Source organism: Loigolactobacillus rennini DSM 20253 (genome assembly GCF_001436505.1).
Lineage (GTDB): Bacteria > Bacillota > Bacilli > Lactobacillales > Lactobacillaceae > Loigolactobacillus > Loigolactobacillus rennini.
Map to the genome: position 1 here is coordinate 1 of NZ_AYYI01000047.1, position 25,382 is coordinate 25,382.

Sequence of the window (25,382 nt, forward strand, 5' to 3'; positions counted from 1 at the left end):
AGCAGTCACACCCCTTCCTGAACCACGGTTTTCATAGAACTTTTGACGTTACCTAATCATTTAACAAAGATTGTGCCGTTTGTTCATCAGTAATTAACACATTAGCGTAACCACCCAGTAGTGCAGCTTTGATTGGCTTTAATTTACGCTGCCCGCCAGCGACTAAAATTGCATAGGATTTCTTTTTTAAATCTGCTAATTGAATGCCAACCGTTCGTGCGTCTAATTCCGGCCAAGCAATTTGGCCTTGTTCATTAAAAAAACGGGAACAAATATCGCCTACAGCAGTTTTTTTCAAATAAGTTTGTTCAGCCTGCTCAAAATAACCCGTTTTAAAAAGCAACGCGTCGTCTCGAATCGTACCCACAGTGTACAACGCAATGTTTGCTTGTTTACCTAATGCGATCATAGAAGCAATCCAACGATCCTTTAACACCAAATCATGAGTTTCCTTATTTTGAAAAACCACCGGTAACGCCAATTTATATGGTGCAGTCTGAAATGCCTGCCCAAATTTTGCCAAAATTGTCTCTGCAAAAATTGGTGTCTGCGTGTAAGTTACGTTACCTTTTAGTTCAACGATCTTAACTTGTTTAGCTGTTTGTGGCGTTAAGTATTGGGCAACTGCATTAATCGTCTTTCCCCAGCTAACCCCAATAATATCGTGATCATGCACTATTTCAGTCAAATAAGCTGCAGTCGTTTTCCCTAAAGCTGCATCAATATTTTGCGAATGCGTAAATGGGGGTTGAACGACTTTAACCTTTTTTAAGGCATAACGCTGGGCAAGTTTAACGGCTAAATTTTCACTAGTTTGATAAGGATTTTGGATCGTGACTTTCACGAGATCATGTTGCTTAGCAAAGGCCAACAACCGCGCAACTGTTGGACGAGAAAGTTGCATTTCTTGCGCAATTTTAGCTTGACTAAGCTCACTTTCGTAATACAAACGAGCAGCTTGCAAACTTTGTTCAATTTTTTTTGCGAAAGATTTATCCATATTGAACGCTCCTAGTTGTTAGCTCAGAAAAGTATTCGCCACTAAATCCAATAGAAAAAGAAAGCTTAACACCCACATGATTGGCGTTACATCTTGGGTCGCTTTAACAGCAATTTTTGCTAACGGATAGGCGATAAAACCAAATGCTAAACCAGTTGCGATGCTGCCAGTTAGCGGAATTAACACTAAAATCAAAAATGCTGGAAACCATTCGCTAAAATCAGCCATTTGGATAAAGCGCAATTGTTGCATCATGATGGCACCTGTAATAATGATAACTGGTGCAATGGCAGCTTGCGGGACATACTTCAAAAAGCCAACTAAAAATAGTGAGGCCGTGAATAAGCCACTGGCCACTAAAGCCACAATGCCGGTACGACCGCCGCTTTCAATGCCAGAAGCACTTTCAGCTGCCGCAACTGTTGGGCTGGTACCAAAAATACCAGAGAAAAAGGCAGTTACCGCACTACCCTGAAAGGCACGCTTGAATTTACTCCGGTCGGGCAAAATACCGCTGAGTAACCCCATCGATTCAAAAACTAAAATCATCGTCATCGAAAAAACAGCAAGCCAAAATTTTAAATCGCCAATAGCAGCAAAACTACCTTGATTAAAAATTTTACCAAACTGTGTTAGTTGACCAATATTAACCGTAGTGGCTTGTCCAGTAACATGGCAAAAATAACCACCTAAGCTAGCAACAAAAATACCGATAATAAAATTACCAGGTACTTTTTTCAAATATAAAATCAACGTCAATAATAGTCCAAATAACGCTAATAAAGTTGCCGGCTGTTTTAGAGAGCCAAACGCTAATAATGCGCCGTTTTGTCCCCCAACAATCAAACCAGCTTTTTCCAGCCCTAATTCAACCAAGAACATACCAATTCCCGCCGTAATCCCAGTTTTTAAACTGCCTGGAATCCCGCGCGCGAAAACGTCACTTAAACTGGAAAATGCGATGATGATGTAAAAGATACTGCTGATCATCGAAATAGCAATTGCCGTTTGCCAACTAAAATTCAGATCGACCACTAAAGTGTACGTAAAAAATGCGTTAACACCCATTCCTGGCGTTAAGATAACTGGCGCGTTAGCCCAAACCGCCATGATCAGACAACCCAATACTGAAATTAAAATGGTGGCAAAAACACTTAAATTCATAGGAATTCCCGCGTCTTTTAAAATCATTGGATTGACGATCATAATGTATGAAATTGCAAAAAAACTGGTGAAACCGGAAATAATCTCTGTCTTTAAATTAATAAACTTTACTTTTTTGATGCATTTTACCTTCAATCAATTCAGTCTATTTGCTTCAGTGCAGCATTAATCTAAGCAAAATGCCACCATTATCGATTACTTAGCAATTGCTGTTTCTAAAGCAACTTTAATCATATCATTAAATGACTGTTCGCGCTCCTGGGCAGAAGTACTTTCACCGGTCATAATGTGGTTGCTAATGGTTAAGACGGCTAATGCTTGAACATCAAATTTTGCTGCTAGCATGTACAATGCAGCCGCTTCCATTTCGGCGCCTAAAATACCATAGTCAATTAACTTTTTCCGGTCAATTTCATCATTATAAAACCGATCTTCTGATAAAATATTACCTACTTTAACTGGAATGCTTTGCTTTTTAGCCGCTTGATAAGCAGCTAATAACAATGAAAAATCAGCAGTCGGTGCAAAATACATCCCGTTGCCAAAAGTATTATTAATAATTGACGAATCTGTGCTGGCAGCCTGTGCAATGACCACATCACGAACATGGATATTTTTGCCCATGCCACCACAAGTCCCAACACGAATTAATTTTTTAGCACCAAAGAATTGGATCAGTTCATTCGCATAAATAGAAATTGACGGAATTCCCATTCCAGAAGCCTGAACGGATACACGTTGACCTTTATAGTCACCTGTATAGCCAAATGCATTGCGAACAGTATTATAACGAACAACATGATCTAAAAACGTCTCCGCAATGTGCTTTGCCCGTAACGGGTCACCAGGCATTAAGACTGCATCAGCAATATCGCCTTTTTGCGCATCAATATGTGTACTCATTTTAAAAGCCTCCTATTATTTAAGCTGTGATAAAAAGGACTGTCCAACTGTATTGCCTGCAACACCAAAATTAGCTAAAATCGTCGCACCTAAATCCGCGAAAGTAGACCGAATGCCCAAAGATGCACTAGCTTTTAGACTTGGAGAATAAGCTAATAACGGCACAAACTCACGGGTATGGTCAGTGCCTCTAAAACCAGGATCATTGCCATGATCAGCCGTAATGAACAATAAATCATCTTGGCGCATTTGATTTAAAAATTCACCTAATTGTTCATCGAAAGCCATTAAAGCTTGACCATAGCCTTTTGGATTACGCCGGTGACCATACATAGCATCAAAATCAACTAAATTGGTGAAACTATAGCCATGAAAATCTTTTGCTAAATTTTGAATGGTATGAACCATACCATCATGATTACTTTCGGTATGAACGCCGCTTGTGATTCCTTGGCCAGAGAAAATATCATTAATTTTTCCAACTGCTAAAACATCAAAACCAGCTTGTTTCAGGCGGTCAAGATCTGTTTCCCCCGTTGGCTTTAGCGCATAATCGTGCCGATCCGAAGTCCGCTTAAAGTTAGTCTTATCTGTTCCAACATATGGCCGCGCAATAATCCGACCAATTCGGTAAGGCTGATCAACTGTAATCGAACGTGCATATTCACAAATCCGATAAAGTTCCTTTAACGGAATAACTTTTTCATTTGCCGCGATTTGTAAAACAGAATCACCAGACGTGTAAACAATTAACGCACCTGTTTTAAGTTGATACTCGCCGTAATCTTTTATCACTTCAGTTCCGGAATAAGGTTTGTTGACAATGATTTCGCGTTTACTAAAGTCGGCTAATTTTTTAATCAATTCATCTGGAAAACCTTGCGGGAAAAAGCCTAGCGGTTCAGTTACCGGCAGCCCCATCATTTCCCAATGACCATCCATACTATCTTTGCCAACTGAAGTTTCTTGCATTTTACCATAATATCCTAAAGGCTGGTCCGGCACTTTCACATCTTGTAACGGCTGGTCTGCACGGATATTACCAATTCCTAATTTTGTTAAATTTGGAATTTTAAAGTTTTTGCCCCAGTATTGCGCAATATGACCTAAAGTATCTGCACCCGCATCATTAAATTTAGCTGCATCTTGTGCTTCGCCAATGCCTAAAGAATCTAATACAATTGTAAAAACACGTTTATACATGCTGACTCGCTTCTTCCTTTATCTAAGTTTTAACTATAAATCTGCTTTAGTAAAAGTATAAGGTAGTAAAGCCCCTACGGTAGTTTGCTTTTGCACACCATGGTCACCAATTAAAGTCACTGGCATATCCGGCGCACAAAATTCTGCCATCACTTGACGACAAGCACCACAAGGTGAAATCGGCTCCTGTGTGTGGCCAGCAATAACTAAATGGTCAAATTCCCGCTCACCTTCAGAAACTGCCTTAAAAAAAGCTGTACGTTCTGCACAATTTGTTAAACCATAGGAAGCATTTTCAATATTGACACCTTGATAAGTCCTACCACTTTTAGTGACTAAGCAAGCTCCCACCGGAAAATGAGAATATGGCGTGTAAGTTTTTGCCAGTGCCGCAACTGCAACATCAATCCAAGCTTGTTTTGCTTTCCCCATACTTTTCAGCTCCTTAAAAGTTGACCCAGTTAGCTATTCATAATTTTGACGCCTGCGCTAGCACCTAATCTGGTTGCCCCAGCATCAATTAAGTTTAAAGCATCTTCTTTAGAGTGAATGCCGCCAGCTGCTTTAACGCCTAAACGATTGCCAACAGTTTGCCGCATCAATTTAACGTCTTCAACGGTTGCACCGCCAGTTGAAAAACCAGTTGATGTTTTAACAAAATCAGCGCCCGCTTTTTCAGCCAATTGGCAAGCCCGGACTTTTTCATCATGGGTTAATAAGCAAGCTTCAATAATCACCTTAACTAATTTCTTTTGCGCATGGCCAGCTTCCGCAACTGCTTTGATGTCAGCAACAACCGCATCATCATGTTGTGCACGCAATTCACCAATGTTAATGACCATATCAAGTTCGTCCGCACCATTAGCCATTGCGTCTTTAGCTTCTGCTACCTTAGCATTGGTAGTAGTTGCGCCTAATGGGAAACCAATAACCGTACAAACATTAACGTCTGAGTCTGCTAATGCTGCCGCAGATTTTTTAACCCAGTAAGGATTGACACAAACCGACGCAAAATCATATTGTTTTGCTTCAGACAAAATCTTTTCAATATCACTTTCCGTTGCCTCAGGTTTTAATAATGTATGATCAATGTACTTTGCTAAATTCATCTAAAATATCCCCTTCCTGTTATCGCTTCCAGCATAACAACTATTTTACATTTTGTAAATAGGATATGTGAACAAATGTTAAAAATTGGTATTACTTGGGTGTTATATTATTTGCAATTATTCGTGTTAAGAAAAGTCTTAAACTAAAAAAAGAAGTTAGTAAACACGATAATAATCCCAAGATTTGAATACAATATATGAAACCGCAACAAAAGCATTACTTTTGTTGCGGTCTCTTTTTAATCATAATCGTTATTCTAAAATATATTCTACAAGATAGTTGTTCCCGTTTAACTATGATTACCAAACGGTGCACTACCTGAAGCATTCGGCGGTTTAGGCTAATACGCAGCAACTAATCATCTTTGTCACACTTCCTTAATAATTGCTCGTTTCAGCTAAATGTTTTGCCTAAATTACCGTTACTTTACGGTGCCATCAGCAAAGCACGATTTAAATTTCGGAAAGTAGCCAATACCTCTGGCACTGCATGTTTTAATTGACCATATAAATAAGCAAACAATTGAGTATACTCCGAAGCTTGGCTATTAACTAAAACAATCAAAATGCCATATACTTTTACCTTATTTAAAATAATGGCATTATCTAGTCGAAAGTAAAATAAACGAAAAGGTTCATCAATTGTTGCCTTAATATGCGGAACTGACAAATGACCAATAATTAACTGATTACCAGCAGCTTCTCGTTTTAAAATGGCATTTGCTTGCTTAGCTGTAATTAAATGCTGTGTTGACAAAATTTTTAAAGCATTTTGTAAAGTAAAATTAAAATTCACATCATTATTCAAGTAAAAAAAGTCATGTTCATTAAATACATTTTTGATTTCAGCTCGAATTAATGCTGTATCAACAATATTTTTTATTTTAACAAGATCAGTATGGTCCAAAATACCATTAAAAATGTAAGTCGTATTCACGTCTGCAACTTTAACTAATTGCATTTTATCAACTAATAGTAAAGTGATTGGATATTTTTTTACACAATTATTTAATTCTGCCACTGAATGAACAACATGCAAAATAAGATTTTTAACCTGTTCTTTTAAAAGCATCTCATTGATATTAGAAATAGAATGCCGCTCTTCATACATCACAGCATGGACACTTTGCGAGGCTAAATGTTGTGCATTAACAATATACAAACCAATATATTGGCTGTCAATATACAGAATTTTTAAATAGTCTTGTAAGCCTTGTGCTAATTCCTCTGCAAGTTCGAAGCTGAAAGGATAACTCGCTTTTAAAGCTTTTAGAGGCTCAGTAACAGTCTCGTCAAAATAATTAGGAAAAGAAATTGTACGTTTTAAATGCTGAATCAGCATTTGCGCGCAGGCATGTTCATCAATTTTAACACGATAACCTTGATTAATTCGTACTAGAATTTTTACAAGGTTTAATTGTGCTGCTTTTTGAATTCGCAAATTTTTTTCTTCAAAATATTCGGTTAACGAATATTGAATCGAATCGTGTGTCCAACATAGTTGCCATGAAAGCAATTGTAACTCCAATTGTTGTTGTGATTCTAATGTTGATCTCCTTTTCAATAATTGTGTCAATTTAGCATTTTTTAACCGAAATTTTTTAGAAACATAGCTGGCGCGTGGAATCTCCTTTTGTAATCGTGTAAATGAAAAAAGCAAACTGGCCAATAAATCAATACGATCTTGTGTCGTTAACGATAGATACACTCCCTTACCAACCTTTTTTCGGATCATAAATAAATAATTATATTTCTGATTTAAATAGTAAATTATCTCATCAATATTCTTTTTTGGTAATAAGGTTTTGGCTGCAATATCATCATTAGATAGTGCCGGATAAACTAAAAGATAATATAAAACACGATATTGTTTTAATTGTAATTCTTGAATAAATGTTTCTAATTGATAATGATTGTTAACTTGAAGCTTATATTTTTGAGACGTATCAATATTGCCAATTTTTTCTTTTTCTAACCAATAATCAATAGTTGCAATATCACGAATGATAGTTCTTCTTGAAGCATTTAATAAATGAGCTAATTCAGCTCCAGAGTATGAATTATCCATTAATAATTGTAATATTTTAACCTGTCGATTAGTCATCATAATTACGAATGAAGCGCGACTTTCATTCTATTCAACCCCTCAATTAGCTTGCCTTTTGGACAACCAATATTCATCCTGATATGATCGCTTGCACCATAGGTGTTTCCCGGCATAATGCCAACCTTACCGACATTAACTAGCTTGTTCTGCAATTGCTGGCTGCTCATATTTAACTTTGAAACATTAAGCCAAGCTAGGTAGGTTGCTTCTGGTTTTACAAAATAAATTTCAGGTAATTCAGTCTTTAGAAATTTCGTTAAGATTTGGTAATTTTGCCGTAAATATTGATTCAGTTCTTTTACATAGTCAGCACTTTCATTGTATCCATGGATTACACTTTCAATACCAAAAATACTGGCAGAAGATAGTGCGTCTTCCTTTTTTAATGCTGTTAGATAACGATCCCTTAATTTAGAATCTGGAATAAGCACATAAGCACCAATTAATCCCGGTGTATTAAACGTTTTAGTGTTAGCACAACATAAAACAACATTTTTTGTTGTAATCGTTGTAATGGGTGTATAAGGTTGATCGCCAACGATAATATCACGGTGAATGTCATCAGAAATAATAAACACATGGTTTTTTTGACATAGACTAACAATTCGTGCCAATTCTTTGTAACTAAATAAATGGCCTGTTGGATTATGCGGGTTAGTTAACAATAACGTAGTCGTTTTTTTCTGTGCTAAAACAATAGCCAAGGCATCCCAATCAATCTGGTAATGTTCTTCTGCACTAGCAATATTAATTGGTGCAATCTGTCGGTTATTAGCGCAAATTGTATTGAAGAAAGCGTCATACATTGGACTAAATATAGCCACTGAATCTCCAGGCTCACTAACAAAATGTAAAAATTTTCCGATAGTATAAACAACGCTGGGGCTATAAGCAATCCAATCGGTCTGTACCGTCACACGTTTATCCCGTTCAAACCAAGTTTTAATGCTTTGTTTGTATGCCGCATGATTCCACCTAGTGTAGCCAAAGATCGGGTGTCGCATACGTTGTTTAATTGCTTCAATAATCTCATTAGAAGTCGGAAAGTCAGTATCAGAAATCGAGAACGGTAAAATGTCATTTTGCCCAAAACGATCTTGAACATAATCCCATTGTGTGCTATACGTATGATGCCTATCAATAATTTTATCGAAATTATAAGTCATAACTTAGCTCCTTTGCAAAAAAGATGCACTTTGTATAATCATTGTGTTTGTGTTTTTTTCGCCTCACGCTTAAGCCAAGCACTTTTGAAAACAATAATGAATAAGACATTTAAAGCTAAACCAATGGCAACAGTGACATAAAATAAAAACCAAGGCTTTTCTAATCCAATCAACGGATCAAAAAGGCCAATACCTGGTGCAATTCGTTCAATATTAAAAAGTATGGACAACGCACCAGCAATACCACCGGCTAAGGTATTTGCTGCAATCATTGGAATAGGTGCTGCCAACGCATAAGGAATTGCTGGTTCCGTTGCAACCGTTGCACCAACAATAAAAGCACTAATACTTGAATTACGTTCCTGTTTAGTAAACATATTCGGACGTAACCAAGTTGCAATTGCCGCTGCCATCGGTGGTAAAAGTGTCACAACACCAACAATGCCATACCAGTTGTAAACATGTGAACTCAACAAAGAAAAAGCGAAAAACCACGCAGTTTTATTCACTGGGCCACCCATATCAAAAGCAAGCATTGCACCAATAATAAAACCAGTTACAATTTTCATGCTGGTTGGAATGGCATTTAGAAAAGCAAGTAAGCCACTCATAATCCAAGACATCGCAGGTCCTAACAAATAATAAGTTAATAATCCAAAAATTAATAAAGTAATGAAGGGAATTAACATTGAACCCAATAAAGGCTGTAATGCTTTACCTAACTTCACTTTTTTAAAGTATTTAACAAAGTAACCAATTGACAAGCCAATGATGACAGCACCTAAGAATCCTGCACCAGATTTAGTTCCTAACAAATCAGTATTATTAGCTAGGAATGTAACCAAAAAGGCTGGTGCGAAAGCGGGTTTATCACCAATTGCATTTGCAATGTAAGCTCCCATAATGGGAATCATAAATGTAAAACCTAAATTACCAATTGAAGTGACTACCCAAGCTAATGAAGGTGTTACACCTTTTGCCATAGCTGTATTTGCCATACCAAATTGCACCATCATGCTACCTACTGCTACTAAAAGTCCACCACCAATCACAAATGGTAAGGCGGCAGAAACACCTGCCATTAAGTAGCTCATAATACCTTCCTTAACAGCTTTTTGATTATTTCCTAATTTCACTTTAGAAGCATGTAAGACAGTCGCTTGATTCTCAATATCATCAAATAATGTATCAACGTGTTTTAGTGCTTCCGATACAGGTAGCTCAACCACTTTTTTACCATCAAATCGGATTCTATCCTCATCTGAAATTCCTTTTCCAAGGGCTAAGATAACGTAATCAGCAGCTGCAATCTGTTGATCCGTTAAACGATTTTCAACACCACTTGCTCCCTGTGTTTCAATATGAACTTGATAACCTAATTGTTTACATTTTTGTTCAATTGCCTCAGCAACCATATAAGTATGGGCTATGCCAGCCGGACAGTTCGTAATCCCAACAATTTTCATTTTTGTCCCTCCTGTAATACTGCTGAAATGGTCGTTAAGATTTGTTGTTGATCATCAAACTTTAATGTGTCAGTAAATTCGTGATGCATCATTTGTCGACTTAGCTTTGCTAACATACGTAAATGTGTATCCCCACGATCAACTGGTACCAAAAGGCTAATAATCGTATTTACTGGCTTACCATCTAAAGAATGCCAATTAATTAGCTGTTTATTGCGTAATACAATCACCGTTGGTTTCTTTACAGCTTTATTCTTAGTGTGAGGAATTGCAATGCCATTTCCAAAACCAGTTGTCGTTTCTGCTTCACGCATTTTTAATCCAGTTACAATCACTTGTTGATTAGTTACACGATTATTTAGATAAGCCATTTTAGACAATTCTTGAAAAACAGCCTCTTGTGTCGCCAGATCTGCATCAAGCCGAATCAAATTTTCATTAATAATTGCCATTTGCATAAACTCCTTTAATTGATGATAGTTAAAGCTTAATGCAAAAGAATGCAAACGCTAACAACTATTTTGTCACTTGCCTAGTGACAAAATAACCATAAGCTACAGCAAATAACATTCGCTATAACTTATAGTCGTAATTGATCAATTAATTATGACAAGTTTTATAATAAATTTTCTATCATACACTTCCTTAAAGTTTTCATCTGTCTTGCTGTGAAAAAGAAATTAACACTTTAGAAACTTCTTTTGAATTTTGACATTTCTGGACCACATGACCAAAACGACTGTCATTTTGTAAGGCTACTAAAAAATTAAACACTGGTTGTATTTTGATATAATCTTCTTCTTTAATTGCCAATAAAAAAACATATTTTATCTGATTTTTTTTATCCCACCAAATAGCATGTGTTAAATTTAAAAAGGCAACTTTAGAAACTTTTGCAGCAAATTTAATTGGATGGGGAATTGCAATGCCTCCACCAATTGCTGTTGAATACATCGCCTCACGTTTAAATACTTCATCTCTAAAATCGCTTGTTACGATTTGCTTTTTTTCTAATTGATCACATAAAAAATTTAATACGGACTTTTTATCATCAAAAGCGTACTTAGTAAACATAACTTCAGGCGAAAATAACTCACAAAAAAGCTGTTGTTCTGAAAAAGTAGAAGTAATGTAATCATACAATTGATGACTGTCAGTAACAAAATTTGTTAAATCAACCTGAATAACAGGAACTGGACTATTAAGTAACGGAACGGTCGAAATTAAAAAGTCAACATCACCATACAAATTCTTTAAATATTCAGCATACGAATAAGTTCCAACAATAGTTAAATAATTATTAAATCGAGCTTGCAAACGCGCTTTTAGTAAACCCGCAGTGGCCGTACCGGATCCACAAATTAAAGCAACGCTTCGTTTACGCCACTGTGTACTGTATAGGCGCTCCATTGATGCACCAATGTGCAGCGTAATAAATGATAATTCATCTCTAGATAAATTAAGACTTAGTCCTTGTTCTAAAATATCAATTGACGTTACAGTCATTTCATAAGCAAGTGGGAACGTAGACACAATAACATCTAATAAAGGATTTTTACGCTTATGACTTAAGTGGCTAAGCTTAACAACAGATTTAATGTGATTCACCAAATTTTCTACTAATATCTGGTCGTCACGTAAATTAAACGTATAATTATCACAGATACGATCTAAAAATAAAATAACATTTTGTCTGATTGCTCTATCATTTTGAGATCGATTATTACTAACAATTAGAGGAATATTTAATGCAACATGATAGATTAAATATTTTCTTTCAGCTTGATTAAATTTAATTTTATAGTAATTCTCTAATTGGTTAAATAATAATCTAAATTCAGTTTCCACTTGTGGTTGGATCATAACAACTTCATCAAATTTTTGTAAATAATGTCTCCCTATAATCCGGTAAATCGTTAATGCAATATGAATGATAATATTTTTCCTATTATAATCAGAGACATCCACTTGAATATTTTTTAAAAATTTGTTAATCAAAATACTCAAGTATTTAAGATTAATCTTGTTAAATATTCGTTGCTCATTAGCAGTAAAACCCAAAACATAATCTGTATAATTTCGCTCATCAATTTGTTCCAAAAAGCAGCGACGTTTATTTTGTTCTAGACCCGTAATGCATAAAGCATTATTTTGCCGTATCAAATGTAAACCATAAGGCCTAATAATCACCCTTACTTGATTAATATAATTCATCAAGGTATTCCAACTAATAAATAAATCTGACATTACTTCATCTAGCGTAAACGGTTCTTCATTGGTCAGTAACCGATACAATAAATGTTTAATTCGCCCATCCGTTGTTTCTAGTGTACTTTGATGACTATTGGTATTAAAACTAGCTTTTAAAATATCCAATTGTTTTTGTTTCTTGTATGCTAAATAGTACCCTTTTTCACGTTGATTTTTAATGTTTACTTTAAATGGTGCAATATCAGCATTTAGACGTTTAATATCTGTTCTAATTGTTCTTTTACTAACATTAAAGCGATTTGCTAATGACAACGCACTAATTTTCACCGTTGTCGTTAGTAGTAACGATAGAATCTTCCTTAATCTCGGATACGAAAGCTTTAACAATTTAGCACCCCCTATCTGGATAAGATGAAGGGGCAGCTTTATGTGTAATAGATAAAGCTGCCCCTTAATAATTAATATTCAAAATAAATGGATATAAATTTGGCGTGTCCAATGCCACTAAGCATTACACTTTTGTCATTTAATGGCAGCGCTTTTAATTTATGTTCAAGCAAATCGACTACCTCAACCCTTGCTGGCTTTTTTGCAAAACATAATCGCACCGTCTCCTGATTAGCAACACTCCCGTTATAAAAACGTGCAATATAACCACTACGATGATGCGCTTTTTTTAAGACACTGAGCGTTAGATCTCCCGAAGTACACAATATACTTCCCTGATCTGCTAATTGTTGCTCTACATCATCTAGTTTAAAGATCAATCTGCCATTCAAAAAATCGGCGTACTCATAAGGTTGAATTGGACTATTAAATGTTTTAGCAATTTGAGTTACCTTGGCCTGTTCAAAATTAGTCTCTTTAATATATAATCCAAAACTAAAAGACAATTTTTTATTTAACTCCGCTGCAGGCGTTGCAATGACCTTTTCTCCTGACGCGCGTCCCGGACGGTACAAAAGATCTGTTTTACCCATCATGCCGTATGATCGAAATAAAGTTAGACGAATTATAGAATATTTATCACCGATAATTTCATATTCACGAACACCTTGTGGCAACACAGCTACTGTTTGCTGATCATTACTGAGAGCAGCAAAGGATTGGCAAGTATCAATCGTAATCGGTTTTTCATTCCAATTTTCTTTTGATTTTTTCCATAACGCCATTTCTTTCGTACGATAAACAGGCCTTTGAATTGTGCCAAACTGTAAATCTGCAAACGAAACTTTAGAACTAATTCCTGTTGCAAAATCAACGCATAAACGATGGTCTAAAGGTGAGCGATTATCAATATCAATTGAAAAATTAATAATTCGTGATCCTTTTGAAAGCCTAATATGCATGATAACTGGCATCTTAGTAGTTAATTTTTTTTGCTGTCGTTCCGCCAAAGTTTTTGGTACTTTAAAGTCAAATTTAATTGTTATGTTACTAACTAAACTTGATTGAGAAATGTTCACAGTATGTTTTTGCTGTGTTGAATATAAAATCAAATCATTTCTAGGTGGAGAGTAATTAAAAGAATCACCATCGTCGCCGTTTTCTTCTAAAACGGCTTGTTTAGTATATATTCTTTGTACTTCTTTGTCATAAATCGTTAAAGAACCATCACGTTCAACAGTCAGCTTAAAAAATTCATTTTCAATTGAATTCTGTACAGCTTTAGTCAATCTTTCATTAGTTTTATGATCTTTTTTAATGTAGAGTTGTTCATAACCCATAGACGGCAAATCTTTTACATTGATACTAATAGTTGCTTTATAAACATGTGTCGGCACGTAAAAATTTTTACTAGGATCTAGCCGAATTGTCTGTGCTAAAATATACTCACTTTCATCAACTGCTCGTTCAATAACAAATGGTATTTTTCTATCATTTCGATTAACTAGTGAGAAGTTTAAATCCGGAACATAGACTATAGCCTGAACAATTTGCGATCGCTTATACGGTAGCGTGTTAAACAATGTTAGCGTCACATCATATTGCTTAGGCTTCTTAATTTGGACTGCTACTTGACGCAAAGTTATTTCTACTAAATTAGTACTGATATCACGAACTTTTTTATATCTCATATAAATATCTTCATTAGTTGTATCAGACACACAAGAGCCAATAGAATCATGTGCTGCATTTTCAAACATTAATTTCCAAAGATGATGAATTGCTTCTTTTGGATATTTAACACCATAATGCTCACCGATTGTTAATACTGGTTCTAAAACATTCGTCAAATAAAATTGTATCTGCGTATTCATCTTCTTTAAATCAGATCTTGATGAATAAATTGATTTATGAATGCGCATGTTTTTCCCGTTTGTTAATTCACCAGAAAGTACATTAAGTTTAGGTTGTTCTTTTTTTACAGCATCAACATATTCTTGAATTGAACTAACAACAAAGTGAAATTTAGGATTTAACGTATTTAATTTTTCTATAATATTTGGTAAATCCTTACGCGGCGGTGCTTGATCAAAACCATTTGGAAACATGATATGATTAGTTTTTGAACGTTTAACTAATGATGCAAATGGTTCTTCTTTCATTAACGTAGCTAAATGTTGTTCGTTAATAATTCCTCCAATATAGTAGCCAAAGGGTATTTGATAAACATTAACTTTTGTTCCATCTTCACCTTGCCAGATAAATTCATTATAATGACTGTCTTCATCTGATACTCCTCGCCAAAACATCGTATCATGTATGCCAAAGCCACGATAAATTTGTGGCATGCTTGATTCTTGGCCAAAAGAGTCAGGAACATAACCAATATTCATATGTCCACCTAAGGTGTCTGCAATATCTATACCATATTGTAAATTACGAACAATACTTTCACCAGAAATAACAAATTGATCTGTTTGTGTATACCATGGCCCTAAAATCAATTTTCCATCTATAACAAGTTGCTTAATACGCGATTTGTCTTCAGGTCGCCATGTTAGATAATCTTCGATTAGAGAAGACTGTCCATCAAGTACAAAACGATCATATCCAGAGTTTTTTTCTAAATTATCTAAAACATCTCCCAAATCTTTGAGTAAATAAACCTTAGAACGTGAAGTTGTAAAGTACCATTCCCTATCCCAATGTGTATGTGGAATAACATGGACTAATTTAGTCATAATGGTTTTGATTTTCCTTTCTAAATTTATAATTCATTCATATTAATTTGAATGTCATCTTCGTCAATCGTTTCAGCTTCACTATCTTTAGAAACATTAAAATTAGCAACTAATGGCGAAACAATACCTATAAATAAAGCGCCAGCAGCAATTCCTGCAATATAAGCAAGTTTATTATCGGCTGTTATAATTCCTGGCAAACCGCCTAGAGGAGGAATATGTGAATGCATCCCCAGCACTTCACCTACTAAAGCACCTAGAGCACCGCCAATCATATTAACAGGTAATAATTTCAATGGGCTTGTTAAAAAGAATGGAATAGCGCCTTCAGTAATTCCAAAGGTTCCCATAATCAGATTATTACGGCCGGCCATGAACATTTCATCTGAAAACTTACTCCTAGGATGAATAAATGTCGCTAGCGCATATCCAAGTGGAATGCAGCAAATAGCAATATTAGTCATTAAAGCAGGCTGATAAATTCCTTCAATAAACAAAATATTACCTACCATCCAAGCTGCTTTATTAATCGGACCTCCTAAGTCCGTGCCAATCATGGCTCCAAGTACAATAGCGACAATTGCGCCATTGGTATGATTATTGATCATTGCTTTAACCCAGGCCACTAAACTAGTATTAATCCATGATAACGGGCCAGATAAAATGACGCCTAAAACAATTGCAACAGCACCAGTCGTTAACAACGGTACTACTAGCAAAGGCATCGCTGATTTCCAAGCTTCCCCCACTTTAATTTTTCGACACCAACGAGCAACGTAGCCAGCAACAAAACCAGCTACTAAAGCACCTAAAAAGCCTGCTTGAATATTAGTTGCTAGTTGACCACCAATAAACCCTGCACCTAAAGCCGGTTTGTCTCCTATGGCATAAGCCACATACCCTGCAATAACTAGATTGACTAAACCAATACCAATCCAACCGACCTGATTAATTTGATATAAAATGTGGAAAAAACCCTGAGCTGATTTATATTTAGTCAGATCATTAGCTCCAAAAATCATGCCAATTAGTTGCGGAATCCCAACAATAATCGCACCACCAATAACTGTTGGAATCATATAAGAAATGCCGCTCATCAAAAATCCTTTCCACTCAGCTAATAATTTTTTCATGAGCTAATCCCCCTTAACAACAGAAACACATTTTTTTAAAACAGCTTTAGGTGCTTTAATACAAACGTTAATATTGACATTTAATACTTTCTTTCCTTTAAATCGTTCCATATTTGTTATTTTTTGATCAGAAGCAATTAACACAAAATCTGCTTGATCTGCCTCTTCTTGCGTGATCGCATTGACTGGCCCCATTGAGCCTTGTTGTTCCATTTTGACGTGATAGCCTAATTCTTTACCAGCTTGTTCTAATGCTTTAGCTGCCATTGGCGTATGGGCTAATCCAGCTGGGCATGCAGAAATACCAACAATATTCATATCTTATCCACTCCGATCTCTTTGCTAATATAGTGAGCGATTTTGTCAGAACGCTTAAGTGATCTAAGCTTTCTTTTAAATTTTTCATCTAATAAAGCAGTAGCTAAATTAGACAACATTTTCAAATGTCTTGTACCAGCTCCTTCTTTAGGTACCATTAGTGCAAATACATCCGTTACCGGCTGATTATCATAAGTTTGCCAATCAATTGGAGAAAGTAAGCGAGCATAAATAATTCCTGCAGCTTTCACCGCCTCGCTTTTAGCATGAGGTATGGCAAAACCTTCCTGCAATCCAGTAGAATAATCTTTTTCACGATTAATAAAAGAAATATACAAATCTTTTGCAGACACTGTGTAATGACAGCAAACCGCTTGCTGAGAAATTATTCTTAATAAATCATCTTGATCTTTAACTCTAAGATTGAGCAAAATATTATTTGCTTGAATTTCCATTTTGTTCACCTGCCTTTAATAACGCTTACATTGCTAGTTTAACTTGTTATCAGATAGTTGTAAGTCCAATCAATTTCCACTACAATTGGAAATAAATTAATTACACTAAATAAAAAAGTCATAGCGTGTGTACTATGTATTCAAGCACACAATGCTATAACTTTTAATAAATCTAACTAGAATAAACAAGTTTTAATCGTAAGCTAACAAATTAACAACAAATGAAATCAATCATCAATTTCCCAATGTCTAGTTTGATTAAACTTCATTTTCTTTTTGACTAAATCAAGTGGTGACACATTTAACTGATCACACATATAAAAAGTATAAATCAAAACATCAGCAATTTCTTCTTCAAGATGTTGCTTTTTCGCCTTATCTAATTTTACGTCTGAAGGAAGCCACTGAAAGATTTCCAGCACTTCACTTGCTTCTAAATTTAAAGATAAAGCAAGATCTTTTAGATTATGGTATTTTTGCCATTTATGTTGATTTCTAAATTTAATCAGTTGTGTAATTATTTCTTCATATTCTCCGCTCACTAGCGACACTCCTTTTGCTATGACAATAGATGATCTGGTGACGCAGCTTTTTGTAACGCTTCTTGTAACTGTGAATCCACTGCGTAAAGTAATAAGCCATTTACGCCGCGTGTTAATAACACATTTAGCTCATTTCGCAATAATTTTTCTGCAACATTAATTTTTTGACCGTCATTAAGCGTTCTATTTCTTGTTGCTTTCTTATTTTGACTAGCAGTAGGATCAAATACAACCCTACCTTGCCGATACTTTACAGAAGGACCAATAATAACCCCTGCATAATTTAAATCAAAGCCTTGAATGGTATAAGTTGAACCCACTTCATTAATTGTCTGCGGCTGTTCTGCCCACGAACGACCGCGATTTTCTCTTTTTTCTTTCTTAGTCTGTTTTTGTTGTAAATTCCACGGTAACGAGAAGTCGCTAACTGTTACCCGCCAACTATCCTGATCCTTAGGTGGTTTCTTATCTACATATTTCCAATCAAAAGTAGCTAACAATCTAGAAAGCCCAGATTTTGCAATTTCTTTTTCAGAATTATGTCGTTGAATTTCTTGATAAACAATATTAGGGTTTGTACCAATCATTAGTTTATAGTCTTTTTTATCATCTGGAATTTTACTAATTTCACTTTTAAGAGCCAAATTTTTTATCCACTTAACAGTTTCACGATCTGCATTTATTCGTTGCTGATCATGTAATTCAATCAGACTATCTGTTTTCCTAGCATGACTTTCTAACTGTTTTAATTGCTGATCACTCACATATTCCTCAGTCGTTAAAACTTGGTTCCTATCAAAAACTGCTATAACTACTTTAGCAGATCTCAGCAAGTCAGCTAATTGATTCTTCCCTTGATAAGCTTGTTTACCTTGAGTCCATAACAAATGCGCTTCATCGACTAAAACAATATCAACTGGCCGTTGATCAGAGTGGCGATTAATAAAACGAGTAGGTTTACTAACAATATCTTTATTTAGTTGCTCTAAACCAAGCTTTTTTGCTATTTGCTTATAAACAGTTAATTGTTGATCGTGATTAACTAATAAATAACCACGCGGTGCTGACTTTTGAGCTTGTTCCAGTAGATCAACATTGAGCTCATAAAATAGTTTACTTAATAATACTGTTTTCCCCGAACCAGCCTCGCCTTCTACTAGGATAAGCTGGCCAGTATCGCTCCGCGCCAATGCTGCTTTAATTTTTGCCATTATTTTACGTTCAGCATTGATTTGTTCTGGAGTTAATTTGTGGAACGGCGAAGCTTTAAATAAAGCAGAATCACGAATAATACTCTCAGCGGGAAAAAGCACCTTATCACGTCGGTTTAGTTGATACCATATTTTACTAGTAATAGTTGTCATTTCATCTGACGTATAATATAGATTTTGAGCATTCGTTCGCCGGTTATTAACATGTTTAATCCGATCAACACTAGATAAATAAAGCATCAAGCGATTTTCAATATCTAGTGTCAATGATTTATTAAAATGGTCATGACCGATGATAAACATTCGCCCATTTTGAGTATGAGCTAAATTTTGCCAATCTTTACGTGATTTAGGATCTTCATAAAGATGCTCTGTTGTTCGCCGCTTAATATCAGTTGTTTCACCAACATAAACTGTATATTGTTTTTTATTTTGATCTTGAATAATATAAATAGTTGGATAATCCAACAAAAATTTTTTCTTCTTTTTATTAGTCCCGATCTTAGTTTTTAATTCCTCACTAAAATTTTTTCCATATGTAATTTCAGTAACTATGGGATTCTTAACTTCCATCTTAGATCACCACATAAATGACGTTTTTTTAAATAGTATAGCCTAATTCTAACATGAAATTAGATTAACTCTTTTTATTTATTAATGAATTGTATGAATAATTACCGATTTAAAATACTATTTAAGAAATTTCAAATTAGCAACTAATGGCTATACAGAAAAATACTCACCAGTTTGTAAATAAAACTAGTGAGTATTTTTTGATTATAAAACTAAGCGTTAGCTACTGTCAGACTAATTTCCCGATTCACGGCATCCTTCTCGGCTTCAACTAAATCCACCCGACTAGAGATCACTTTAATATCCATCGTAATCTCACGCGTTAAGCCTGGCGTATTGAGTTTAGGTTCAAAGAAGGCTTTAAACTCGGCTAACCGTTGTGAGGTATGGAAAATGCCTGAAATGACGGTAATGTAGGTGGCAAATTCCATATCGCCACCAACCGTTTTTTCTAACCATGGCCATTCTTGGCGTAGCCAGTCCCAGGCAATCTGCTGACCTGCTGGATTGGCCAAAATCCCACGGAACCAGGCTCTTAAATCTTGAGGTTTGATGATAGCAGCATTTTCAAATTGCGCAACTAATTCTTTAAGAAAGTCCTGATCCGTTGCTTGTGTCAATGCAGCGGCAATATCAGCTTTATAACTACCGTTAGCACTCTGCTGATAAGCCTGCAATAGTTGTTTGAACAATGTTGGATTCCCATAGTGCTTAACTTCATTAGCTAACACTAGAACTCGGATTGCTGCTGGTAGTGCTTCTAAATGAGCAGCATTAGCGGTAAATAATTGATGTGCAGTTTTAATCACCTTTTGATTATGGCCGTATAACGCGGCGTTTAAAACATATGGTCGTGTCAACTGGTCATCATTTGTCTCACCAGCTACTGCTTGCCAGCCTAACCGTTTAACTTGTGCAGCGCTAAGCTGGTTAAAGAGTTGTCGTAACTGCTTTTCTTCAGCTGAGTCAGGTTGTACAAACTGCTTTAAATTATTAGCAACTTGGTATAGCACGGCGTTAACAATATTTGATTGGCTGTTAGCAAATTTAGGTAACAATGGGACTAACTGCGCATACGAAATTTGCCGTCCTTCTGCTAATAACCGGAGATCTTGTAGGATCTGCAATTGCGCAATGGCATCCAATTGCGTTAAATGCGTCAGTAAATCAGTCAATAATGTTTCATCATACTTGACGATAAAATGCGAATTATTACCAACATTTAATCGGAATGGCTCTCCCTGTTCCTGTCGTAAAGTAACGTAGTCCCCTAAATTAACTTGCTTATTTTTCATCAAATCTGGCGCCGCATCATAATTGCTGTTTAATGGGATCTGCCAACGACGATTGGCATCTTTTCCATCACCAATAAAGAACTGCTGTTGCGTCAATATAAGCTGGCCATCAACGACAGCAGCCATGACGACTGGATAACCTGGTTGCTCCAACCAAGAATCCATCACAGCTCCTACATCAATGTGGCTGGCAGTACCTAGCGCTTGCCATAAATCTGCTCCAGTTGCATTGTTAAATTGATGAGCAGCAAAATAAGCTTTCAGCCCAGCACGCAATGCTTGGTCCCCAACTAATGCTCGCATCATCACCAACATCCGCGCACCTTTGGCATAAACAATCGCACTATCAAAAATGGCATCGATCTCAGCAGGCTTTTCTACCGGGACATGTACGGATTGCACACCATCGATGGCATCGCGCTGCAACGCTGCGACAACTTCTGCAGTTTGAAATGTTTCCCAAATGTGCCAGCTTGGTTCTAAGGCATCGACAGCAACATATTCCATCATGTTAGCAAAACTTTCATTCAACCATAAATTATCCCACCATTTCATGGTGACTAAATCACCAAACCATTGGTGAGCAAGTTCGTGAGCAATGACGGTAGCCACACGCTGTTTTGTTGGCAAAGAGGCATTTTGGGGATCAATTAACAGATATGCTTCCCGATAAGTCACTAAGCCCCAATTTTCCATGGCACCTGCAGAAAAATCTGGTAAAGCCAGTTGCCATGAATGTGGCAGCGGATAAGGCGTCTGGTAAAAATCTTCATAAAATTCAATCGAACGTTTAGCAATATCTAACGCGAAGTCTAATTCAGCAGCTGCGTGCGCCTTCGTAGCAAAAACACCTACCTGAACGCCGCTTTTAGTCGTGGTTAATTTACGTTGTAATTCACCAAACGCAAAAGCAACCAGATAAGTTGACATCTTCAAGGTTGGTGCAAAATGATGTACGCCAGCTACTACTTTAGTTTCTGGCATATTGCTAATAATCATTTCGCCAGGGTGTTCATCAAACTTGATTGCCAAGCTAAAAGTAGCCTTAGCCTCTGGTTCATCGACACAAGGAAAGGCTTGCCGCGCTGCAGTGGTTTCAAACTGTGTGCCCACCAGCTGTTTTTTTACTCCCGCAACTTGATAATAAGAAGGATAAATTCCCATCATGGTGTCTGTCAGTGCTGCTTGGTAAGTCAATGTTAATGTAACCGCACCTGCTTGTGCTAATTTAATCTGAACAGTTTCTGCTTCATTATTTAACGTAAAAGGTACTGCACTCCCATTTGCTTCGACAGCTGAAACGTTGAGTCCTTTTTGATTGACGGCAATATTCGATTCTTGTGCTTGACCCGTAATCGTCGTTTTACCGCTAATCTGCTTGGTTTTACGGTTAATATCCAGATAAACATCATAGTGTTCTGGGTGAAATAATTGATAAAGTCGTGTTGCTGTCATAAGTCTCCCCCTAAATGTTTAGATTAAAGCCATTATACGACTTTTATGTTGCACTGTCCTAAATTTTGGTTACGCTTAGTCCAACCAAAGGCTAACAAAAAAGTTAGTGCCGCTACAATCGCGCACTAACTTTTTACATTACACATCATATTCTGTTTCTTTAGCCGCAGCGTTCATCAATTCATAGGCACTTGACATCTTCTTTTGATCATAGGCAGCAATGCCGACCACCAGTAAAACTTCCGTGCCTTTTAACGCAACCGAATTCTCAACTTGTTTGGCAAACTGATCCTTAATCCGGTTAGCCACAATTTTAGCACCAGGTAGATCTGTAAAAAGTAAGACACCCCAGCTTAAATTTTCTCGATCTAAAATGTAGACAATATCATTGCCACGCGTAGAAGCTTTAATGGTTTCAGAAACTAATTTAATCACTTCACGCATTTGCTCGCCGGTTAACATCCGCCGCATTTCTTCAAAATAACGAATTTTCAACACTAACGTTGTTACAGGTAAGTCATAACGGCGGGACGTTTCTAAAAATACTGAAGCATCCTGAATGTAAGACACCAATGTTCGTAAATTAGTTTCTTCATCAAAAGCACCTAACTGGACCATTTCATCATGCATTTTTTGGTTTTCAGCCTGTAATTGTTGTAATTGATAAGTCATCCCGTAAAACGTAATCGATAGCAAAATTGGCATAAATAGCCAAAAAGCTAGTGCTAAAGGCACTGTCTGATTGCGAACCACATTTAAATACAACATTAAAGTCCCTTGCAGCAGGATGAAAAGTAAATTCAATACTAACCCGGCCGTTAAATCAAAAAAGTAAGTCATCATCACTAAAAAGATGCTAACACCTAAGTAAAAGAAATTTAGCAATAAATTCGCCGGGGTTAAACCTAAAAACATCGCTAAAATGACAACCAATAACAAAAAGCTCAGTGAAAAAATGTCCCCCATTAAAGTTGCTGGTCTATTTTTCATGGTGGTCACCCCCATGCTTTAATAAGCCATTTTTACGCAACAATAAGAATAACATTAAGCCAATCAGTACTAGTGCAAAAAGAGCTAGTCCCAGATAAATAATCAAGCGGCCATTCTTTTTAACCGTTTGGGTAATACTGTGCTTTTGATCCACGTCTTTTCTCCGTTTAAACCGGTAACCATAATGATTATTATCATGGTCAACCACAATGGCATCACCCGAATATTGACTGATGTTTTTTTGAAAGTTAATTTGTGTCGAAGCCAGCTGAACATCTTGACTTTTTCCAGCGGTCACGGCTAAAATAACCCGTTTCTTATTATAGGGTGAGCGCAATAATTGTGCTGTTCCTAGGCGTTGTCCATAGGCGCGCTCAAGGCTTAATTTTTCATTAGATTTAAAACCAGTAAAGTCCTTGTTAAACTTAAAATACAATTGTGGATTTAATTGCCGTAAAAATTGATTTTGCTTAGGTGTGCCAAAAGCAATCACATTTTGATTTTGTAATACAGCTTTATTGGGCGTATGATCATAAAATTGGATTTGACCGGTATTGCTTTCTGCGTAATTACCTAATAGGTTAAAAACATTAGTCAACGTTTTGAAATCATGATGAGTTAATTGAGCTGGCTTAACCACCGCAATTTGATTAAAGCTGCGGTTTTTTAAAAATAAACTTGGGTAATTTGAAAACAATTGAGTAGTCACTGGTTTTGATTTAATGTCTGCCTTTGAATCCCGTGCAATATAGGCCCATGGCGTTTGATTATTTGTTGCCTCTTGATTATTTTTCATTTCTAAATCAAAGGCAACTCGGACGACAAAACTATTTCCTAATGACTTTCCTTTAGGCAAATCTAAAGTCAGGGTGTCATCATTGGCTTTATTAGCCCGCAACTTTTGACTACCAATCGGTTTATTATTCACATAAACAGTGACTAAGGAACGATTAAAATCAAGATTATGGGCGTATTTATAATGCAACCGCACTTGACTACCATCTGCGTTAGTCCGATCCACTGGCAAGTTAACAAAATAAGTCGCCTCTTGGTGTTGTGGGCCCGTAATTTGTTCACCAGTATTGGTTAGCTGGTAACTACCATCATATTGCAATGAAGAAGTGTCAGTGGAAGTTTTCGCACTGATATACTTAGTTGCCGCACTAGTTTCTTTCATCAATTCCTGATTTGCAATAAAGCGACTTGCCTTTTTTAATAAAGCATCATCTTTAGCTGTTACCAACAATAAATGCTTAGACCCAGAATAAGCTGTTTTAATGACCGCTCGTTGGTTAAGTTTAGCCGGATGGACTAATTTACGGTAACGCTTAGGCAAATGATCGTAGGTTGCCATAATCATTTGGTAATCACTATTTTTCGCGCGTTTGGTATCAAAAGAATTGATTGGAATCTGGTTATCCTCATTAGTCATCGTTCGCGAATAACCCGCTAACGAATAAACAGCCGCTGTGAGTTCAGCATTGCTAGGCTGATGCGGAACCGAGATCGATGTCTCCGCATTAGCAATGGTATCCGGCCCGGAAATGTGGTTGTAAAACGACTTAATTGCCGTAGTTGGTGGTTCTAATTCATATTGAAAATTAACGTTAGCGCCAGAATAAATTGTTAACCAATTAGCTGGTGTTTGAGCTAAATCATAATTTTTATCGCCATTTTGATTTAAAATTTGCCCTGTGATCCGCAAATTATTAGTTCCTTTAATTAAATCAGTGGGGATATCAATGGTCTCGGTCTGCAAACCTGCTTTATTTTGTGGCCGGAATGAATAAAATTTAACACCATTTAAGGATAAGGTGATATCCGAAGTAGTTTGTGCTGCTAATTGCGATACTTGATAATTTAAATTCAGTGTTGCGCGCTTCACATCCCAGTAATCTGGTAGCGTCAAGAATCTTGTGTAAATGAAATGCCTTCGTACATATAATATGTATC

Annotated in this window: 20 protein-coding genes; all 20 read right to left on the reverse strand. The window is 36.3% G+C overall.

What is annotated here, in order from left to right:
- Positions 1–52 precede the first annotated feature (52 nt).
- Positions 53–1,000 (reverse strand): sugar-binding transcriptional regulator, encoded by a 948-nt coding sequence (locus tag FC24_RS07205; RefSeq protein ID WP_057874217.1) that lies wholly within the window; start codon positions 998–1,000, stop codon positions 53–55.
- An 18-nt stretch (positions 1,001–1,018) separates the two neighbouring features.
- A complete protein-coding gene (locus FC24_RS07210; RefSeq protein WP_057874218.1) occupies positions 1,019–2,299 on the reverse strand; it encodes an NCS2 family permease in 1,281 nt (426 codons plus the stop codon).
- 60 nt (positions 2,300–2,359) lie between these two features.
- Positions 2,360–3,067 carry a purine-nucleoside phosphorylase gene (deoD, locus tag FC24_RS07215; RefSeq protein WP_057874219.1) on the reverse strand — a complete coding sequence of 236 codons (708 nt, stop codon included), beginning with the start codon at positions 3,065–3,067 and terminating at the stop codon, positions 2,360–2,362.
- Between the two features lie 15 nt (positions 3,068–3,082).
- Positions 3,083–4,270, reverse strand: a complete 1,188-nt coding sequence (locus tag FC24_RS07220) for a phosphopentomutase (protein WP_057874220.1) — start codon at positions 4,268–4,270, stop codon at positions 3,083–3,085.
- Positions 4,271–4,303: 33 nt separating this feature from the next.
- A complete protein-coding gene (locus FC24_RS07225; protein ID WP_057874221.1) occupies positions 4,304–4,702 on the reverse strand; it encodes a cytidine deaminase in 399 nt (132 codons plus the stop codon).
- Positions 4,703–4,731: 29 nt separating this feature from the next.
- A complete protein-coding gene (deoC, locus tag FC24_RS07230; protein ID WP_057874222.1) occupies positions 4,732–5,379 on the reverse strand; it encodes a deoxyribose-phosphate aldolase in 648 nt (215 codons plus the stop codon).
- Between the two features lie 427 nt (positions 5,380–5,806).
- Positions 5,807–7,483: an HTH domain-containing protein gene (locus FC24_RS07235; protein WP_162257010.1), complete on the reverse strand. Its 1,677-nt coding sequence runs from the start codon at positions 7,481–7,483 to the stop codon at positions 5,807–5,809.
- A 5-nt stretch (positions 7,484–7,488) separates the two neighbouring features.
- On the reverse strand, positions 7,489–8,652 hold the full coding sequence (locus FC24_RS07240) for a MalY/PatB family protein (protein WP_057874224.1): 1,164 nt from the start codon (positions 8,650–8,652) through the stop codon (positions 7,489–7,491).
- Between the two features lie 38 nt (positions 8,653–8,690).
- Positions 8,691–10,118, reverse strand: coding sequence for a PTS fructose-like transporter subunit IIBC (locus FC24_RS07245; protein WP_057874225.1), 1,428 nt, complete (start codon positions 10,116–10,118; stop codon positions 8,691–8,693).
- The gene (locus tag FC24_RS07250; RefSeq protein ID WP_057874226.1) at positions 10,115–10,570 is read right to left on the reverse strand and encodes a fructose PTS transporter subunit IIA; all 456 of its coding nucleotides are present in this window, start codon (positions 10,568–10,570) and stop codon (positions 10,115–10,117) included. Before FC24_RS07250 ends, FC24_RS07245 begins: the two co-directional genes overlap by 4 nt.
- A 202-nt stretch (positions 10,571–10,772) precedes the next feature.
- Positions 10,773–12,716 carry a BglG family transcription antiterminator gene (locus FC24_RS07255; RefSeq protein WP_083485658.1) on the reverse strand — a complete coding sequence of 648 codons (1,944 nt, stop codon included), beginning with the start codon at positions 12,714–12,716 and terminating at the stop codon, positions 10,773–10,775.
- Positions 12,717–12,787: 71 nt separating this feature from the next.
- Positions 12,788–15,457: a glycoside hydrolase family 38 N-terminal domain-containing protein gene (locus tag FC24_RS07260; protein WP_057874228.1), complete on the reverse strand. Its 2,670-nt coding sequence runs from the start codon at positions 15,455–15,457 to the stop codon at positions 12,788–12,790.
- Positions 15,458–15,483: 26 nt separating this feature from the next.
- Positions 15,484–16,590: a PTS fructose transporter subunit IIC gene (locus FC24_RS07265; RefSeq protein ID WP_057874229.1), complete on the reverse strand. Its 1,107-nt coding sequence runs from the start codon at positions 16,588–16,590 to the stop codon at positions 15,484–15,486.
- A gap of 3 nt (positions 16,591–16,593) precedes the next feature.
- The gene (locus FC24_RS07270) at positions 16,594–16,908 is read right to left on the reverse strand and encodes a PTS fructose transporter subunit IIB (protein WP_057874230.1); all 315 of its coding nucleotides are present in this window, start codon (positions 16,906–16,908) and stop codon (positions 16,594–16,596) included.
- Positions 16,905–17,363, reverse strand: coding sequence for a PTS sugar transporter subunit IIA (locus tag FC24_RS07275; protein WP_057874231.1), 459 nt, complete (start codon positions 17,361–17,363; stop codon positions 16,905–16,907). The genes FC24_RS07270 and FC24_RS07275 overlap by 4 nt, the downstream gene beginning before the upstream one ends.
- Before the next feature lie 227 nt (positions 17,364–17,590).
- Positions 17,591–17,905 carry a nucleotide pyrophosphohydrolase gene (locus tag FC24_RS07280; protein WP_057874232.1) on the reverse strand — a complete coding sequence of 105 codons (315 nt, stop codon included), beginning with the start codon at positions 17,903–17,905 and terminating at the stop codon, positions 17,591–17,593.
- Between the two features lie 17 nt (positions 17,906–17,922).
- On the reverse strand, positions 17,923–19,689 hold the full coding sequence (locus tag FC24_RS07285) for a DUF2075 domain-containing protein (RefSeq protein WP_057874233.1): 1,767 nt from the start codon (positions 19,687–19,689) through the stop codon (positions 17,923–17,925).
- A 212-nt stretch (positions 19,690–19,901) separates the two neighbouring features.
- Positions 19,902–22,439, reverse strand: coding sequence for a M1 family metallopeptidase (locus FC24_RS07290; protein WP_057874234.1), 2,538 nt, complete (start codon positions 22,437–22,439; stop codon positions 19,902–19,904).
- Between the two features lie 138 nt (positions 22,440–22,577).
- Positions 22,578–23,429 carry a GGDEF domain-containing protein gene (locus tag FC24_RS07295; RefSeq protein ID WP_057874235.1) on the reverse strand — a complete coding sequence of 284 codons (852 nt, stop codon included), beginning with the start codon at positions 23,427–23,429 and terminating at the stop codon, positions 22,578–22,580.
- The coding region (locus FC24_RS07300; protein WP_157059098.1) for a cellulose biosynthesis cyclic di-GMP-binding regulatory protein BcsB at positions 23,419–25,382 on the reverse strand (1,964 nt) is incomplete at its 5' end. The genes FC24_RS07295 and FC24_RS07300, both read right to left, overlap by 11 nt.

Excerpts from the sequence above, each read along its gene's own strand:
- FC24_RS07205 (WP_057874217.1), bottom strand. The coding sequence starts at position 1,000 with ATGGATAAATCTTTCGCAAAAAAAATTGAACAAAGTTTGCAAGCTGCT.
- deoD (WP_057874219.1), bottom strand. The coding sequence starts at position 3,067 with ATGAGTACACATATTGATGCGCAAAAAGGCGATATTGCTGATGCAGTC.
- FC24_RS07220 (WP_057874220.1), bottom strand. The coding sequence starts at position 4,270 with ATGTATAAACGTGTTTTTACAATTGTATTAGATTCTTTAGGCATTGGC.
- FC24_RS07225 (WP_057874221.1), bottom strand. The coding sequence starts at position 4,702 with ATGGGGAAAGCAAAACAAGCTTGGATTGATGTTGCAGTTGCGGCACTG.
- deoC (WP_057874222.1), bottom strand. The coding sequence starts at position 5,379 with ATGAATTTAGCAAAGTACATTGATCATACATTATTAAAACCTGAGGCA.
- FC24_RS07235 (WP_162257010.1), bottom strand. The coding sequence starts at position 7,483 with ATGACTAATCGACAGGTTAAAATATTACAATTATTAATGGATAATTCA.
- FC24_RS07240 (WP_057874224.1), bottom strand. The coding sequence starts at position 8,652 with ATGACTTATAATTTCGATAAAATTATTGATAGGCATCATACGTATAGC.
- FC24_RS07245 (WP_057874225.1), bottom strand. The coding sequence starts at position 10,118 with ATGAAAATTGTTGGGATTACGAACTGTCCGGCTGGCATAGCCCATACT.
- FC24_RS07250 (WP_057874226.1), bottom strand. The coding sequence starts at position 10,570 with ATGGCAATTATTAATGAAAATTTGATTCGGCTTGATGCAGATCTGGCG.
- FC24_RS07260 (WP_057874228.1), bottom strand. The coding sequence starts at position 15,457 with ATGACTAAATTAGTCCATGTTATTCCACATACACATTGGGATAGGGAA.
- FC24_RS07265 (WP_057874229.1), bottom strand. The coding sequence starts at position 16,590 with ATGAAAAAATTATTAGCTGAGTGGAAAGGATTTTTGATGAGCGGCATT.
- FC24_RS07270 (WP_057874230.1), bottom strand. The coding sequence starts at position 16,908 with ATGAATATTGTTGGTATTTCTGCATGCCCAGCTGGATTAGCCCATACG.
- FC24_RS07275 (WP_057874231.1), bottom strand. The coding sequence starts at position 17,363 with ATGGAAATTCAAGCAAATAATATTTTGCTCAATCTTAGAGTTAAAGAT.
- FC24_RS07285 (WP_057874233.1), bottom strand. The coding sequence starts at position 19,689 with ATGGAAGTTAAGAATCCCATAGTTACTGAAATTACATATGGAAAAAAT.
- FC24_RS07290 (WP_057874234.1), bottom strand. The coding sequence starts at position 22,439 with ATGACAGCAACACGACTTTATCAATTATTTCACCCAGAACACTATGAT.
- FC24_RS07295 (WP_057874235.1), bottom strand. The coding sequence starts at position 23,429 with ATGAAAAATAGACCAGCAACTTTAATGGGGGACATTTTTTCACTGAGC.